Raw genomic sequence first — 17,153 nt, 5'->3', positions numbered from 1 at the left:
CTGAAATCTTAATCTATACGAAACAAAAAATCATTGCCAGTTGACAATGATTATAAAATTATAACTTGAGTGATGTTCTTAATGATAGATAAAGTTCAAAACTTTAGCTAGACGTAGACCTCCTTTTAGTAGTTGTTGTTCTAGGATATATTTGTTGTCGTAATGGTAGCGATAGCTTAATTTATCGTCCATTTTTACTGTGCTATAAATTTTATTAGCAACTTGATAGCTATCGAATAACCAGTTTTCTAACCAGCCTTCGGTAAGTTGAGCATTCATTTTTTTGGGTTGATTATTGAGTAGTGTAGTGTATTCGATATACGAATATTTTTCAAAATCGATTAGTTTAGTATCCCAAATGGTATGTATGTTTGTCGATTCTCTAAACCATTCAACTTTAATTTTATTTCCACCCAAATCTTCTTCACGACCGACATGTAAAGGTTGATGCGCATCGCCAATCATATGAATTAGAAAATAAAGGTATTCTTTCTTCTGTTCAAGTTTTAGGTTTCGATTTGATTTTAGTTCATTGATAAAAAATAACGCTTTGTGATACAGTTGATCTTGCGATGTATTTTCGAGAGCGACTAAAAAATCTTTTTCGGGTAAATTTCCTTCGATGTTCACATAGTGGTAAGAATCGGCAAATTTGTATGTCGGTTCTGACTTAATAAAATCTGACCAATTTGCCCAATAGGCTAACTTTTGTGTGCCGATAATTTTATTCAATTTTCGTTTAGTCTTTCTAGTCAAATGCTGCTCTGCAATTTCAGCAACAACTCGATGTCCGGTTAATCCCCAAGCTTTGGCTTCTGGATGACCTAAACCAATTAGAACAAGTGCGGTTATGGTTAATTTTTTCATTTATCACTTTTATAACTGCAAAAATAATCAAAACCTAAGATTTATCGAGAATTTCTGCATTATAAAAAAAATATTTAAAAATATAGTACTTTGTTTTGCATACTACTATATTGTTTGTAAATTTGTATCGTTCAATAATTAAATTATGAGTATAGAAAAAACACAAGTTCAGATGCGAAAAGGTATTCTGGAGTATTGTATACTCAGCATTATCAAAAGAGGCGACGCGTATGCTTCAGACATAATTGCAGAACTAAAACAAGCTGAAATGATTGTGGTAGAAGGAACTTTATATCCTTTGCTTACTCGACTGAAAAACGATAATCTTCTACAATATCGCTGGGAAGAATCTTCTGCTGGGCCACCCCGAAAGTATTATTCGTTGACAACAGAAGGAGAAGAATTTTTAGAACATTTAGGCCAAACCTGGCAGCAGCTGAAAAATGCTGTGGAAAAAGTAACCCAAGTAACACATTAATCCATGGATAAAACAATCTCAATTAGTTTAGGCGGTTTTTCGTTTATCGTCAATGAAGAAGCCTATCATCAACTACGTCGTTATCTAGAAGACATCAAACAATCTTTGCAAGGGACAGAAGGAGTAGAAGATATTATAGAAGATGTTGAGCAACGAATCGCTGAATTGTTGCGCGAGCGTTTGCAGTACAAAGAAGTTGTGAACGATGCTGATATAGCGTATGTTATTTCGGTGATGGGACGACCAGAACAATATATGGTAGATGACGAATTTTCTTATCAAGAAGAGTCAACAACATCGAACGAATCGAAGGAAGAAACTGCTGGAAATCCTATGACCAAAAAAAGATTATTTAGAGATCCGGACGACAAAATTATTTCGGGTTTATGTTCTGGTTTGGCACATTATCTTGGCTTAGATCCTTGGGCGGTGCGCGCTGTTTGGTTTATCTTACTGATGTTAGGGATCTTTACGGGTGTTTCTACCATCATGGTTTTGTTTGCCTATTTCTTGATGGTTATGTTTATTCCTAAAGCCGAAACCTTTGCCGATAAAATGGCTATGTATGGGAAGGCAGCTAACTTCGAGCAAATAAAAGAAAATGCATTAAAAGCAAGCGAAACTTTATCGAAAAGTGGACGAAAAATTGGGGATAACTTAGGTTCTTTGTTTCAAGTTCTGACCAAAATTGCAGTGTTTATTATTGGTATTCTGTTTGTTGTTTTTGGTCTGAGTTTTATTTTTGGTGGAATTAGTGTTTATTTTATTTCATGGTTCAATATTCCTGCTCAATATTTTGATTATTTCGTAGAAGAAGATTGGCTCTCAAAATTAATATTGTTTTGTTCTTCGCTGTTGCTCATCCTACCAGGAGCTTTGAGTGTGATGTTGGGAATCAAATTCATAAAACCTACTTTCCGTATCAATAAAAATATCCTAATAAGCACGATTGTACTTTGGTTTATCGCTTTGTTTGGAATTATCATTATCGGTGTTTATACGGCAAAAGGCTACGCAAATTCGGTAGAAAAAGTAACGATGAATACTTTAGCAGTGACCAACGATACCTTACAAGTTAAGTTCGAAGCTCAGAATAGAGGCAATTATCGATTTAAGATTTTTGATGAAGATGAACGTCCTTTTTATATCATGAACGACGAGTTATTTGTGACCATCGATCGAAGGATAGAAATTAGAGAAAGTAAAGACAATGCCGCACATTTGCAGGTGACGTACAAGGCAAGAGGTGCGAATGGTGTGGATGCGAAGAATAATTTAGATGCAATTCGTTTCAATTATCAAGTACGAGGGAACCAATTGGTTTTGGATGATTTCCTTTCGGCCGGAAAAAATTCTACTTTCCGAATGCAAGCAGTGCGTTTTGTCTTATATGTACCAAGAAATAAATATGTAAAATTAGACCCAAGTATTGAGTATGCAGAAATCATAAGTAACAATTCGAATACAGCATTTTATAGTAATATTAACGATCAAATTTTTGGGTATAATGGGATAAAATTCGTATGTTTGAATTGTGATAATGAATCTGATAACGATTCAGATTACGATAATCATCATGGTATTGATACAATGGATATCAGCGAAAAAGGTATTCATATCCAATCGAAGAAGGGTGATAAAATAAGCATAGATAAAAATAAAATCCACATAAGCGATGATACAGATACTCTTAACATTAACTACGGAAATCATCAAAGCAATCGTTGATTTCTTCGCCTAGAGATTGATTAATAATATAAAAAAACGTGTTTATCACACGAAAAAGGTAAGCCAATAGGTTTGCCTTTTTTATTCTCATCCAAAACCAAACACTCCAAATCGTTTTACTTATCTTTGTGAAGATGAAAAAAATACTCGGAAAACTACTTTACCGCCTTGGTGGCTGGAAGCTAATCAATACGGTGGATACGTCGAAAGTTGATAAATGTGTTTTGGTGTGCGCACCGCATACAAGTAATTGGGATTTTTATTATGCGATTGTTGCTTTTTGGCAGATGGGAATTCCGATGAAAATGTTTATAAAGGACGCATGGACAAAACCTTGGTACGGTTTTATTATAAAATCTATGGGTGGGATAGGAATCGATCGTACTCAACGAAATAATAGCGTACAATTTGCAGCCGAAATTTTACGTTCTACTCCAAGAATGTATCTGATAAACACACCCGAGGGCACACGCTCTTTTTCAGAAAAATGGAAAACAGGTTTTCTATACATCTCTCAAGAGGCCAATGTGCCCATTGCATTGGCTTTTTGTGATTATGAAAAAAAAGAAGCCGGAATTGCAAAAATAGTTGATACAGAAGGCCGGACGCATGAAGATATCTTGCAAGAAATAGAAGACTTTTATCGACTAATAAAAGGTAAATATCCAGAAAAATACAATCAAAAAATCTATTAATTATGAGTCAAACTTTAGTAGATCAATACAATAAAATGTGTGAAAACTCATTGATTTCTCATTTGCAAATAACTTTCACAGAAATAGGAGAGGATTATGTGGTTGCCGAAATGCCTGTACAGCCGATAGTTTATCAGCCATTTGGGCTGTTGCATGGAGGTGCTTCTGTAGTGCTGGCAGAATCATTAGGAAGCCTATTGTCTAATAAATTAATTGATAATGAGAAGTTTATGGCGGTAGGTCAAAATATAGAAGCCCATCACTTACGCTCTAAAAAGTCTGGAAAAGTAAAAGGGAAGGCCATCATAATAAAAGCAGGACGAACTTCGCATTTAGTGAAAATAGAAATTACTGATGAAGAAGAAAAACTCATCAGTTATAGTCATTTAACGAATGCCATTATCCCAAAAAATCTTTAATGGAAACAATACAAAATCAACTGCAGAAAGCAATTGAAGCAGAAAAAAGTTTTGTTTTTGTTCGAGAGCCTAACGCAACTCATTTCCAACTTTATGTAGACGAACTAGATGAATCTAATGAAGAGTTCGTTTTTCATCGTTTTGATAATACAGAAACGATTCGTATTCATCCTATCAAAAAGCAAATGTTATCTATAGAAGATATCAAGAAAATTCAACTCGATTTGGTTTGGAAAAACGCTCCGATTGAAAAGCCAATTGCACAAGAATCTTATCTGAATTTGATCGATAAAACGACCAACATTTTACAAAAAAATCTTTTACAAAAAGTAGTGATTAGTCGAACCATCGAAAAAGAATTTTCTCAATTCTATCCGCTTGATACTTTGCTTGCACTACATTATGCATATCCCAATGCAGCTGTTTATTTTATCTATGCTGATGACAAAACGACGTGGTTTGGTGCAACTCCCGAATTGTTATTGAGTCGTGAGAAAAATGTTGTGAAAACCGTTTCGTTGGCTGGAACAAAGGCTAAAGAAAACGAATGGACTTCGAAAGAAATCGATGAACAACAGGTTGTTACCGACTATATTGTAGAGCAATTAAGTTCTTTTGGGCAAGTTGCAACCGACGGCCCATATACGGTGGATGCAGGTTTTTTTCATCATCTAAAAACTTATATTTCCCTCGAAACAATGCTTCCTTTTACCGAAAAAATGTTAGCGTCACTGCATCCTACACCCGCTGTATGTGGTATGCCAAAAGAGAAAGCCAAGAAGTATATTCTAGAGAACGAAGGATATGATCGACAGTTCTATGCAGGTTATTTCGGTTGGAAAACCATAGAAGAAGAACGCTATTATGTGAATTTACGTTGCGCAGAAGTGATTAATAACCGTGTAAGATTGTATGTAGGAGGTGGAATTATGCACGATAGTAATCCTGAAAAAGAATGGATAGAAACAGAAATGAAGGCCAAAACCTTACTTTCTTATCTGAAAATTGAAGAATAAAAAAAGGAACATTTTGTTCCTTTTTTTATTCTTGCTCGTTCTTTTATTAATTGAACTGAATAGAACCTCCAGCAATTTTCTTTTGTTTTTTATGGCTAGGATTTCCATAAACTCTTATCACACCACCCGCTCTCACTTTTGCATCTACTTTGTCTTTTGCATGTACCCACGCATGTCCGCCCGCATTACACGTAACATTGGTAAAAGAAGAAACAAGGTTTTTTGATTCGAATTGCGCTCCAGTATTTACAATGACATCTTGTTTTTTTACTTGTCCAGATAAAATCATATTTCCACCCGAATTTAGTTTAGCACTCAAAGAATTTGTATCAATTTTTAGTTTGATGGTTGAGCCTTCGTTACTGGTGAGTTTTAGACTTTCTCCTCCCAAAACGTCTTCCGACTCTATCCTTGATCCCTGGCTTGCTTGTATATCGTTAAGAGTAGTGTAATATAAAACGATTTGGGTATTATCTCCTTGCAATAAATCAATACCAGAAAGTTTAATTTTTAATTCGTTGTAATCTTGTTCTATAACAACTTTTTCGGCCAACGAACCATTTATTTCAACTTTTGGTGTGTCAGAATGGATCAATTCTACCGGAATTTTATCGTAAACTTTTAGAGCCTGGAAATCATTTAATTCGATCGTTTTTTGTCCTAAAACTAAATTACTTCCTACCAAAAGAATTAGAGAAGTAGCAAATGTTCTAATCATTATTTTATTTTTTTTTTGCAAGACAAGGCGTAAATTTTCCCTACATCATAGCTTAAATCAAAAATAAAAAAAATCGGTCGTTTTGGCAACCGATTTCTGTATTAAAACTTCGTTAGAATTTTATTTTTCTGCAGTAAGTTCTGCAATACGAACAATTACCTCTACAGCTTTTTCCATAGATTCTACCGGTACATATTCGTACGGTCCATGGAAATTATGTCCTCCTGCAAAAATATTCGGACAAGGTAATCCCATAAAAGATAAACGTGCACCGTCAGTACCTCCACGAATGGGTTTGATGTTGGGGGTGATACCACAATCTTTCAATGCTTGTTCGGCAATTTCTACCGAAGCAAATTTTTCTTGAACTTTCTCGATCATATTAAAGTATTGATCGGTAACTTCTGCCGTAATCACAGGATGATCAAAACGAGATTGAATATCCTCAGCAATTTGTACGAAAAGTGCTTTTCTTGCTTCGTACTGATCCATGTCGTGATCGCGGATGATATAGACCATTTTGGCTTCGCTCACATCACCTTGGATATCGGCAAGATGAAAGAAACCTTCGCGGCCGTCTGTCAACTCAGGAACTTCGTCAGAAGGGAGTGCTGCAGCAAATTCGCAAGCAATACTAGCAGCATTAATCATTTTGTCTTTGGCATAACCTGGGTGAACTGATTTTCCTTTGATGGTAACAATTCCCGATGCGGCATTAAAGTTTTCATATTCTAATTCACCAACCTCAGATCCATCCATCGTGTAGGCCCATTCTGCTCCAAATTTTTCTACATTAAAGAAATCAGCACCGCGCCCAACTTCTTCGTCTGGGGTAAATCCTACAGCTATACGTCCGTGTTTTATTTCTGGATGAGCAATCAAATATTCTGCTGCAGTAACAATCTCTGCCAAACCAGCTTTGTCATCCGCACCTAATAGAGTTGTCCCGTCGGTAGTGATCAAGGTTTGACCTTTGTAACGCAACATCTCTGGAAATTCTTTTGGCGAAAGTATCATTTCTTCATTCAACTGAAGGTCACCACCGTCATAGTTTTCCCAAATTATTGGTTGTACATTTTCCCCAGAATAATCAGGAGAGGTGTCCATATGAGCAATAAAACCGATTGTGGGTACTTCTTTGTCTACGGTAGAAGGAACATAACCAAATACGTATCCATTCTCATCCAATGAAACATCCTCTAAGCCTATTTCTTTCAATTCGTTTTCGATATATCGAGCCAAATCCCACTGACGATCTGTACTAGGAAACTGCTCTACAAAGGCTTCACTTGTAGTGTAAATACTTACATATTTCAAAAATCGATTAACTAATTTTTCTCTCCAATCTGTTTGCATTATAATTTTTTTCGTAAAATTAACAAATTATCTACCTTTAGGGGCAAAACAAACAAAAAATTGAGTAAAAAAATCCATATGAAAATTATAGAATGTCCTAGGGACGCAATGCAAGGCCGAAAAATATTTATCCCTACACAGCAAAAAATAGACTATCTCAACGCTTTACTCGATGTAGGTTTTGATATGATTGATTGCGGGAGCTTTGTTTCACCAAAAGCAATACCACAAATGGCCGATACCCAAGAGGTTTTGGATGCAATAGATAAATGCAGCAGTACCTCGAAATTATCAGTAGTAATAGCCAATGTAAATGGTGCTCAAAAAGCATGCGACCACGAGAAAGTAGATGTTTTGGGCTATACTTTTTCTATCAGCGAAAATTTTCAACAATATAATACCAACAAAACAAGAGAGGAAGCTTTTGCAATAGCAGAAGAGATCCAAGAACTTGCACACAAACACAACAAAGAGTTGATGATTTATTTTTCTATGGCTTTCGGTAATCCATACAAGGAGGCTTTTGATGAAGAGTTGGTTTTATCTTGGGTAAATCGTTTTGCGAAAATGGGTGTGAAATCTATCAATCTATCGGATACAGTAGGGGTGGCAGATCACACAATCATAACCGATTTGTTTACCACCTTGATACCTGCTTATCAAGAAATAGAATTTGGAGCACACTTCCATACCGAATACGATAAATGGTACGAAAAAGTAGATGCTGCTTATCTCAGTGGCTGTAGAAAGTTTGATGGTGCAATAAAAGGTTTAGGCGGTTGTCCGATGGCTAAAAGTGATATGGTAGGAAATATGCCAACCGAAAAATTAATCAGTTATGCCAATGAAAAGCATGCAATACACGGATTAAATCTTCTGAATTTCGAATCTGCATACAACCAAGCATTGAAAATATTTTAGGTCAGTTTGTTAAAGGCCTCATAAAAATATAGAAATTTAGATAAAAGAAGGTTACATTTGTCCAAATTAAAAGAAGAAATATAGAATTTTATAATTTATGAAATATACGGTACTCTTGCTCACACTTTTTATGTGTAGCATAGCGCAAGGACTCTTTGCACAGACTCATAAAGCAAATAAAATAGAAGGAATAGCTGCAGTGGTGGGCGATGAAATTGTGTTAGATTCAGATGTAGAGCGCGATTTTCAGACGGCAAAACTTCAGGGGATGGAAGTGAAAGATCGTTGCGAATTCCTAAACAATATGCTCTTAGAAAAAGTTTTGATCGATCGTGCAAAACAAGATACATTGGTAGTGGTGACAAATGACGAAGTTCAACGAACACTAAAAGGTCAAATCGAACGTTTTACACAACAAATTGGTTCAGAAAAAGCTGTAATCGATTATTTCGGATTCAAGACCAAGGCCGAATTAGAGAACGAATTGCAGTACTATATCCGAGATAATATATATGCTAGAGAAAAAAGAGAGCGTGTAGTGAGCGGTTTAGATGCCACACCAGAAGAAGTGAGAATGTTTTTCGAAGAGCATAAAACAGAATTACCCGATGTGAAAGATGAGTACTCAATCAGTCATATAATTTTGTATCCTGAGATCGATCCAGAAAATGAACAAAAAGTTATTGATGAACTTAAACAAATCAAAAAAGACGTAGAAGAAGGTTCGAGTTTTGCAACCAAAGCCATTCTCTACTCAGAGGATCCAGGTTCTGCAACGAACGGAGGTCAATATCTGAAAGTGAAACGCGGAATGATGGTAAAAGAGTTCGATGCAGTAGCGTTTAACTTAGACGAAGGGCAGGTTTCAGAACCTTTTAAAACCGATTTTGGATATCATATCATCCAATTAGAAAAAAGAAAAGGACAAGAATTGGATCTTCGTCATATTTTGATTACTCTGAAACCAACCGATGAAGAAATAGCAAAGACAAAACATAAATTAGACTCTATCCGCATTCTGATAAACGAAGGGAAAATGAGTTTCAAAGATGCAGCTTTACGTTTTTCAGATGATAAAATGACAAAATACAATGAAGGAAATTTGATGAATCCACAAACTGGAGAAGATCGTTTCGAGCGAGCACAAATGTCGGCCAACGTTTCGTCGGCTTTGGTAGGATTAAACGATGGAGATATTTCACCTGTTTTTGTAGATGAATACGAAAATAAAAAAGTCGTTCGATTGATTCGCATGAACGGGTTTTATCCAGAGCACAAAATCAATTTCGAGCAAGATTATTCTTCACTGAAGCGTTTCACAATCCGATTCAAAGAACAAAATGTTTTGATGGATTGGGTAAAAAAACAAATACCAGAAACCTTTGTAAAAATCGGAGAAGATTACAAAGATTGTAAATTCGATCTCAATTGGGAAAATAATTAAGCTAAACATAAAGAATACCTTATAAATCAAAAATCCTCGCATCAATCGATGGGAGGATTTTTTTATTTCTCATAACCAAGATATAGATTTGAAAAGTTTAAGTAAGCTTTAACGTTCAGTTCGTTGCATTATTTTTAGTTTTTTTCTACTTTTAGTGTGAAACACATAAAACAATAAATAATTTAACTGACTTCTAAAAGTTATGAACTATCAAAAAGCAAAATCCGTTAAAAACCTAACGGTTAACAACACCAGTTATCAATACAGCTCGCTAAAAGATTTACCCGAAGGTTCGGTAGATCATTTACCATTCAGTATTCGTATATTATTAGAAAATGTTTTACGCAATTACGATGGCTTTAGCATTACCGACGAACACGTACAAACCCTGATTCATTGGACACCCGAACCGGTAGATAAAGACATTCCCTTCAAACCGGCTAGAATTCTAATGCAGGATTTTACGGGTGTGCCAGCGGTTGTAGATATGGCGTCTTTGCGTGCGGAATATGTAAGACAAGGCAAAGATGGACAAAAAATCAATCCGGCTATTCCGGTCGATTTGGTCATTGACCACTCGGTACAAGTCGATTATTTCGGTACGGATTATTCGTATGGGAAAAACGTAGAATTGGAATACGAACGAAACAAAGAACGTTACGAACTATTAAAATGGGCGCAGAAAGGCCTTAAAAATTTCACTGTTGTGCCTCCCGGAATGGGAATTTGTCACCAAGTGAATTTAGAATATTTAGCCAAAGGAGTCATCGCGCGTGATGGTTGGTTATTTCCAGATACTTTGGTCGGAACCGATTCGCATACTCCAATGGTCAACGGAATTGGCGTAATTGCTTGGGGTGTTGGTGGAATAGAAGCCGAAGCCGCTATGCTCGGACAGCCTATTTTCTTTACATGCCCAGAAGTTATCGGTCTGAAACTAACCGGTGAAATTCCCGCACATTGTACCGCTACCGATATGGTTTTATCCATCACCAAAGTATTGAGAGAAAAAGGCGTAGTGGGTAAATTTGTAGAAGTTTTTGGTGATGGTCTAGATTCGCTTACTGTTACCGATCGCGCCACAATTTCGAACATGTCGCCTGAGTTTGGGTGTACCGTTACATATTTCCCAATCGATCATCGTACCTTAGAGTATATGCATTCTACCAACCGTTCGCAAGAGCAAATTCATATCGTAGAAGATTATTGTAAAGAAAATCTTTTGTGGCGAACCGGGAAAGAACAAATCAAGTATTCTTCTGTTGTGGAATTCGATTTAGGCTCATTAGAACCTACTGTTTCTGGACCAAAACGTCCGCAAGACAAAATATTGGTAAAAGATTTAGCCGAAAAATTTGCCGGATTATTAGAAAGCGAACACAATCGAGAATACCAAAGCGTTCCTACCAGAAAAGAGTCTGCATGGTTGGCCGATGGTGGTTCGGGAACAGAGTTTACGTTTGGTAAAGTTCCGATTGAGAATACCGATCCTCGCCCGCACGAAGTGGTTAAAGAATCGATTCAATCCGTTCGGATCATCAATAAAAATAAAGAATTTGTTCTGAGTGACGGAAGCATCGTAATCGCTGCGATTACAAGTTGTACCAACACCTCAAACCCGGCCGTAATGGTAGGTGCAGGATTGTTGGCCCGCAATGCTGTAGAACGTGGTTTGCGCACCAAATCTTGGGTAAAAACTTCTTTGGCGCCAGGATCGAAGGTTGTGACGCAATATTTAGAACGATCTGGACTGAATGCCGATTTAGATGCTTTGCGTTTTCATAACGTAGGGTATGGTTGTACGTCTTGTATCGGTAATTCAGGACCGTTGCCACCACAAATTGCCGAAGCTGTTGACAAAGGTGAGTTGGTGGTTGCTTCTGTTTTGTCAGGAAATAGAAATTTCGAAGCACGTGTGCATCCGCAAGTGAAAATGAACTTCTTGATGTCTCCAATGCTCGTGGTTGCTTACGCTTTGGTTGGACGTGTGGATGTTAATTTGTTAGAAGATCCTTTGGATTACGATCCGAATGGTGAACCTGTTTATCTAAAAGATATTTGGCCGAGCCGAGAAGAGATTGTGAAAACCATCAACGAATGCATGAAACAAGAAGATTTTAAAGAAGTGTATGATGTGATTTTTGATGGTTCTACCGATTGGCAAAACTTAGAAGTGAATTTGGATCAAAATTTCGAATGGAATCCGAATTCGACTTATATCAAAGAAGCGCCATTTTTCGAACATTTAAAAGTGACACCAAAACCGATTCAGGATATCAAAGATGCTCGAGTTTTATTGTATTTGGGCGATTCTGTTACGACCGACCATATTTCGCCTGCCGGATCTTTCAGACCCGATTCTGCTGCGGGGAAATATTTAGAAGAGCATGGGGTGCAACAAACCGATTTCAATTCGTACGGTTCTCGTCGTGGGAATCACGAAGTCATGATGCGCGGAACCTTTGCCAATGTTCGTATCAAAAATAAAATAGCTGATAAAGAAGGTGGTTTCAGCCGATATTTCCCAACCAATGAAGTGAAAACAGTGTACGAAACTGCACAAGAATATGCAAAAGATCACACGCCTTTGATTGTTTTGGCCGGAAAAGAATACGGTTCGGGCTCATCGCGAGATTGGGCAGCTAAAGGAACCTTTTTGTTGGGTGTAAAAGCTGTTATTGCCGAAAGTTTCGAAAGAATTCACCGAAGTAATTTGGTCGGAATGGGCGTTGCACCTTTGGTTTTTGAAGCAGGACAAAATGCAGAAACTTTAGGTTTGGACGGATCCGAAACCTTTAGCATTACAGGTTTGGCAGAAGATCTGAAACCTCATAAAGTGTTGGATGTGAAAGCTATTCATCCGTCGGGCAAAGAAACAGACTTCAAAGTAATCGCACGATTAGATTCGGATATCGAAATAGAATATTTCAAAAACGAAGGAATTCTACAATATGTATTGCGAGATTATTTGAAACAATAATAGTAGATATAATATCCCACCCAAAATACCGTTAACCTGTGTTGACGGTTTTTTATTTCATCGAAAGTTCCGTTCTTTGTATAGACATTGTCAATGTAAAAAAAAATAACAAACTATGAAATTAATCGGGCCATTTACTCAAATCCTAACCATGCGGAATCTACCAATGAAAGGAACCATAAAAGACGAGCAACTCGAGTTGATAGAGAATGGTGGTATCATCGTAGAGAATGGGTTTATTCGACAAGTAGGTAATTACAAGCAGCTAAGAGAACAAAATCCCGCTATAGAACTAGAAGAAATAAATACCGAGCAAGTAGTGTTGCCAGGCTTTGTAGACTCGCACACGCATATTTGCTATGGTGGGAATAGAGCCAAAGATTTTGCAATGCGTCTAAATGGGAAAACCTATCTAGAAATTGCCGAAAGCGGTGGCGGAATTTGGTCAACAGTAACGCAAACTCGCTCAAAATCACCAGACGAACTAAAAGACATTACATTGCATCATATCGATAAATTAATTGCACAAGGAATTACAACAGCCGAAGTGAAAAGTGGTTATGCTCTATCGGTAGAAGGCGAAAAAAATATGCTGCAAGCAATTGGGATGGCCAAACAAGAAACACCGATAGAGGTGGTAACAACTTTTCTAGGAGCTCACATGAAACCAAAAGATTTTGAAGGGTCTAATCGAGATTATTTAGAGCATTTGGTACAAGAAATTTTTCCGGTATTACGCAAAGAGTATCAATGTAACCGAGTAGATATTTTTGTAGAACAATCTGCTTTTAGTATAGAAGAAGGAGATTATTATATGAATGAAGCCAAGAAGCAAGGGTTTGAGCTGACAATTCATGCCGATCAATTTACTGCAGGAGCAAGCCAACTAGCTGTAAAATATCAAGCATTGAGTGCCGACCATTTAGAATTTTCGGGTAAGGACGAAATCATGGCGTTGTCGCAATCGGATGTGGTAGCAACCGTTTTACCAGGTGCTTCTATAGGGCTTGGGATGCAATATGCACCAGCAAGGAAATTATTAGACGCCAATTGTTGTGTGTCGATTGCTTCGGATTGGAATCCAGGATCCGCCCCAATGGGAAATTTATTAACGCAAGCATCAATCTTGGCAACCTTCGAAAAGTTATCGATGGCAGAAGTATTGTCGGCCATTACTTTTCGAGCTGCAAAAGCGCTAAACTTTTCGGATCGTGGGATAATATCAGAACAAAAAATAGGAGATTTTATTAGCTTTTCTACCTCAGATTTCAGGAATATTATCTATGAACAAGGTCAATTGCAACCGACCAATGTTTGGAAAGATGGAAGATTAATTTATACAAAAAAATAAAGTTAACATACATACATGTTTTTTTTGATACAAAAAAAGAGGGGAGAAGTGAGTGAATTTGACCTCTCTTTTTTTATGGATTGAGATGATTGAATTTAGAATCTGTATAATATGAAAGCATAGTGCGGTGATTTCGGATTATTTTCGTTTATTTCATAGATAATTAATGTAAATTTGCAACCTATTTACCCAAGAAGTATGATACAATCCATGACCGGATTTGGTAAGTCCGTTGTAGAACTACCAGAGAAAAAAGTAACGATCGAAATACGATCATTGAACAGTAAGAATTTAGACCTTATTACTCGAATTCCTTCTTTTTATAGAGCAAAAGAATTAGAAATTCGCAATCTGATTTCAGAAAAATTACAACGTGGGAAAGTAGACATCATACTGAGCTGTGAACTGACCGCAGTGGCTCGTTGTCAAAAAATAAATGCAGAATTGATACGGGCATATATCCAAGATTTCAAGGCGATAACGCCAGAGGTGTCCGAGGCAGAATTGTTGCCAACTATTTTGCGTTTACCCGATGTTTTGCATACGCCGCAGGAGGATTTAGAAGCTGAGGAGTGGAATAATATACTGGTCGGAATCAATGAAGCGCTCGATAGCCTTATACAATTTCGGCTAGATGAAGGTACTGTTTTAGCCCAAGAGTTACAGTTGCATATCGAGAATATTTTATCATTACTTTTGGGGATAGAACCTTTTGAGGATGAGCGAATTGCTGCTGTTAGAGAGCGAATGATGAAGCGTTTAGAGGAATTTTCTGTAGATGTTGATCACAATCGATTAGAGCAAGAGATTGTTTTTTATTTAGAACGTTTGGATGTAACGGAGGAAAAAGTTCGATTGAAAAATCATTGCGAATATTTTCTGACAGAATTAAATCAAAACCAATCAAATGGGAAAAAACTAGGGTTTATTACTCAAGAGATTGGTAGAGAAATCAATACTTTAGGGTCAAAATCAAATCATTCTGAAATGCAAAAAATTGTCGTTCAGATGAAAGATGAATTAGAAAAAATAAAAGAACAAAGCCTAAATATTTTGTAATGCAAAAAGGGAAGTTAATAGTATTTTCGGCTCCATCGGGTGCAGGCAAAACTACTTTGGTGAAGCATGCTCTAGAGAAATTAGATAATCTGTCTTTTTCGGTTTCATGTACCACAAGAAATAAACGAGAAGGAGAAATCGACGGAAAAGATTATTACTTTATATCTCCCGAAGAGTTTAAGAAACGTATTGATGATGAAGAGTTTGTTGAGTGGGAAGAAGTGTATCACAATAATTATTACGGCACTCTAAAATCTGAAATAGAACGAATTACCAAAGATGGGCATTCTGTGATTTTTGATATGGATGTAGAAGGTGCTCTGAATATTAAGAATATATATGGTGACCAATGCTTAACGGTTTTTGTACAGCCTCCTTCTTTAGAGATTTTGCGAGACCGACTCATCACGCGCAATACCGAAAGCGAGGATAAACTGAAACAGCGTCTAGACAAAGCAGATATAGAAATGGCAGCTGCTTCAAGGTTTGATGTTCTTTTGATGAATGATGATTTGGCAGCTGCAAAAGATGAAGCCTTGGCGATTATTACAAAATTTGTTCGATAGAAGTTGGAGCAAAAAAAATCCTTCTCAGAGAATAGTAGTTTAGAGATAAGGATTTTTTGGGAGGATATCTATATAAAAAAAACCGTTTGTGAATAAACAAACGGTTTTTCTTGTTTTGTGAAATAATTTTCTTTCTAGAAAGACGCATCTTTGATACGAGCTTTTTTACCTCTAAGATTTCTGAAGTAGAAGATACGAGCTCTACGAACTTTACCTCTTTTGTTCACTTCTATCTTTTGGATAGCAGGTAAATTCACTGGGAAAATACGCTCTACTCCAACATCACCACTCATCTTACGGATAGTGAAAGTTTCGGTAGCTCCATGTCCTCTACGTTGAATAACAACTCCTCTAAAGAACTGAACACGTGATTTTCCACCTTCAGTAATTTCTTGGTAAACAGTAATAGTGTCACCCGCAGCAAATGCTGGGAATTCTTTTTTAGCTACGTATTTATCTTGTACGTATTTAACTAAATTTTCCATTTTAGTAATAATAAACAGTTATTTAAATTGACCAACATTCACGTCTTTCGTCAGAGGTTAATCAATGCGAGTGCAAAATTAATTATAATTCTGTTATTTACAAATGTTTACAAGTTAAAATACATACATTATTTTAAATAAAGTATGTATTCTGTATATAAGTCATTGATATTAAGTGTATTTAGCTTATTTTTAAAAGGTATGTGTTTTATAGAAATACTAAGTTGTATAAAACGAAATTTATCTGATCAAAAGAAAATATAACAAGGTGTTTTTTGTAACAAAAAAGCTTAGAATAATGGCATAAAAAAAACCTCCATTTGGAGGTTTTCTATTTCTATTTTACATAAAATATGTTATAAATGTTTTATAAAAGATTATAACCGAATTTAAATCCTAATGTAGGAGTTAGGTTTCCTTTACTTAAATCAAAATCTTGTAAGTATCCTATACCGACATGTGTTCGAAAGTAAAAATTAGAACCTATAGATCTCTGAATACCCCAATGTAAATCTGTTAAGAAGGATTTGTTTAAATCTATATCATTTTTATTTCCAAAGGAATATTTTAATTGAACTTCTATGAAATTACCAGAATTGTTTTTCAAAGATTTACTTTTTGTAATTCTTTTATCCTTATTATAAAAGAAAGAATAACTTGATTTTACATATGGAGTTGGTTTTGAAAAATTGAAAACATATGAAACAGCATCGTCATTTAGATTATATCCTCCTCCAACTCCTGTTTCAAAATTTAAAAATGATTTATTTCCAATAAGAATATTATATCCAACACTAAGACCGTGAGTGCCTATTTCGATTACTCCTGAATTTCTATAGGTATCATTGCTCTGCTGAGCATTACCAAGAAAAGGAAGTAATAAGAAAAATTTAGTTAATTTCATTTTTAAAGTTAATTTTTTTAGTTTCATAAGAGTTATAATTACAATTTAAATATTTAAATCGTAATTATATTTAATTAAAGAAAAGTGAAATATTTTATTTATCTATCACTTGTAAAGTACTACCCATATCCTATAACACAATTAGGCTGATTTAAGTTGAATTGTT

16 protein-coding genes are annotated in these 17,153 nt (G+C 36.0%); 11 read left to right on the top strand and 5 right to left on the bottom strand.

The features are described from left to right. Positions 1 to 78 precede the first annotated feature (78 nt). The gene (locus HMPREF2660_RS04445) at positions 79 to 867 is read right to left on the bottom strand and encodes a S1/P1 nuclease (RefSeq protein WP_070485806.1); all 789 of its coding nucleotides are present in this window, start codon (positions 865 to 867) and stop codon (positions 79 to 81) included. Between the two features lie 145 nt (positions 868 to 1,012). On the opposite strand from HMPREF2660_RS04445, the gene HMPREF2660_RS04440 reads away from it, so the two are divergent. The 5 genes from HMPREF2660_RS04440 (at position 1,013) to HMPREF2660_RS04420 (ending at position 5,203) form a co-directional block, all read left to right on the top strand. Further along, complete coding sequence (locus HMPREF2660_RS04440) at positions 1,013 to 1,345, top strand: PadR family transcriptional regulator (RefSeq protein WP_013597500.1); 333 nt, start codon at positions 1,013 to 1,015, stop codon at positions 1,343 to 1,345. Between the two features lie 3 nt (positions 1,346 to 1,348). Next, positions 1,349 to 3,073 (top strand): PspC domain-containing protein, encoded by a 1,725-nt coding sequence (locus tag HMPREF2660_RS04435; RefSeq protein WP_070485804.1) that lies wholly within the window; start codon positions 1,349 to 1,351, stop codon positions 3,071 to 3,073. A gap of 134 nt (positions 3,074 to 3,207) precedes the next feature. Next, positions 3,208 to 3,768: a 1-acyl-sn-glycerol-3-phosphate acyltransferase gene (locus HMPREF2660_RS04430; RefSeq protein WP_070485802.1), complete on the top strand. Its 561-nt coding sequence runs from the start codon at positions 3,208 to 3,210 to the stop codon at positions 3,766 to 3,768. 2 nt (positions 3,769 to 3,770) lie between these two features. After that, positions 3,771 to 4,187, top strand: coding sequence for a PaaI family thioesterase (locus HMPREF2660_RS04425; protein WP_013597497.1), 417 nt, complete (start codon positions 3,771 to 3,773; stop codon positions 4,185 to 4,187). Beyond that, on the top strand, positions 4,187 to 5,203 hold the full coding sequence (locus HMPREF2660_RS04420) for a chorismate-binding protein (RefSeq protein WP_070485801.1): 1,017 nt from the start codon (positions 4,187 to 4,189) through the stop codon (positions 5,201 to 5,203). Before HMPREF2660_RS04425 ends, HMPREF2660_RS04420 begins: the two co-directional genes overlap by 1 nt. A 46-nt stretch (positions 5,204 to 5,249) precedes the next feature. Here the strand turns inward: HMPREF2660_RS04420 and HMPREF2660_RS04415 are convergent, their stop codons facing one another. Continuing rightward, the gene (locus tag HMPREF2660_RS04415) at positions 5,250 to 5,921 is read right to left on the bottom strand and encodes a head GIN domain-containing protein (protein ID WP_070485800.1); all 672 of its coding nucleotides are present in this window, start codon (positions 5,919 to 5,921) and stop codon (positions 5,250 to 5,252) included. A gap of 120 nt (positions 5,922 to 6,041) precedes the next feature. Then, positions 6,042 to 7,277, bottom strand: a complete 1,236-nt coding sequence (pepT, locus tag HMPREF2660_RS04410) for a peptidase T (protein ID WP_070485798.1) — start codon at positions 7,275 to 7,277, stop codon at positions 6,042 to 6,044. 78 nt (positions 7,278 to 7,355) lie between these two features. Between pepT and HMPREF2660_RS04405 the strand changes: the two genes are divergently transcribed. The 6 genes from HMPREF2660_RS04405 (at position 7,356) to gmk (ending at position 15,598) form a co-directional block, all read left to right on the top strand. Beyond that, positions 7,356 to 8,198: a beta/alpha barrel domain-containing protein gene (locus HMPREF2660_RS04405; protein ID WP_013597493.1), complete on the top strand. Its 843-nt coding sequence runs from the start codon at positions 7,356 to 7,358 to the stop codon at positions 8,196 to 8,198. 97 nt (positions 8,199 to 8,295) lie between these two features. Then, on the top strand, positions 8,296 to 9,642 hold the full coding sequence (locus HMPREF2660_RS04400) for a peptidylprolyl isomerase (RefSeq protein WP_013597492.1): 1,347 nt from the start codon (positions 8,296 to 8,298) through the stop codon (positions 9,640 to 9,642). A 202-nt stretch (positions 9,643 to 9,844) separates the two neighbouring features. Further along, positions 9,845 to 12,622 carry an aconitate hydratase AcnA gene (gene acnA, locus HMPREF2660_RS04395; protein WP_070485795.1) on the top strand — a complete coding sequence of 926 codons (2,778 nt, stop codon included), beginning with the start codon at positions 9,845 to 9,847 and terminating at the stop codon, positions 12,620 to 12,622. A gap of 115 nt (positions 12,623 to 12,737) precedes the next feature. Next, complete coding sequence (gene hutI / locus HMPREF2660_RS04390) at positions 12,738 to 13,973, top strand: imidazolonepropionase (RefSeq protein ID WP_013597490.1); 1,236 nt, start codon at positions 12,738 to 12,740, stop codon at positions 13,971 to 13,973. Positions 13,974 to 14,171: 198 nt separating this feature from the next. Further along, on the top strand, positions 14,172 to 15,032 hold the full coding sequence (locus tag HMPREF2660_RS04385) for a YicC/YloC family endoribonuclease (protein WP_081448698.1): 861 nt from the start codon (positions 14,172 to 14,174) through the stop codon (positions 15,030 to 15,032). Beyond that, positions 15,032 to 15,598: a guanylate kinase gene (gene gmk, locus HMPREF2660_RS04380; protein WP_013597488.1), complete on the top strand. Its 567-nt coding sequence runs from the start codon at positions 15,032 to 15,034 to the stop codon at positions 15,596 to 15,598. Before HMPREF2660_RS04385 ends, gmk begins: the two co-directional genes overlap by 1 nt. Before the next feature lie 134 nt (positions 15,599 to 15,732). Here the strand turns inward: gmk and rplS are convergent, their stop codons facing one another. Then, on the bottom strand, positions 15,733 to 16,083 hold the full coding sequence (rplS, locus tag HMPREF2660_RS04375; RefSeq protein ID WP_013597487.1) for a 50S ribosomal protein L19: 351 nt from the start codon (positions 16,081 to 16,083) through the stop codon (positions 15,733 to 15,735). Between the two features lie 367 nt (positions 16,084 to 16,450). Beyond that, entirely contained in the window at positions 16,451 to 16,987 is a 537-nt protein-coding gene (locus tag HMPREF2660_RS04370; protein WP_141743545.1) for a hypothetical protein, read from the bottom strand. Positions 16,988 to 17,153 lie beyond the last annotated feature (166 nt).

Origin of the sequence: Weeksella sp. HMSC059D05 (assembly GCF_001809725.1) — a bacterium.
Lineage (GTDB): Bacteria > Bacteroidota > Bacteroidia > Flavobacteriales > Weeksellaceae > Weeksella > Weeksella virosa.
The sequence above is the reverse complement of the archived record's forward strand: the minus strand, read 5'-3'. Positions and strand labels throughout refer to the sequence as shown.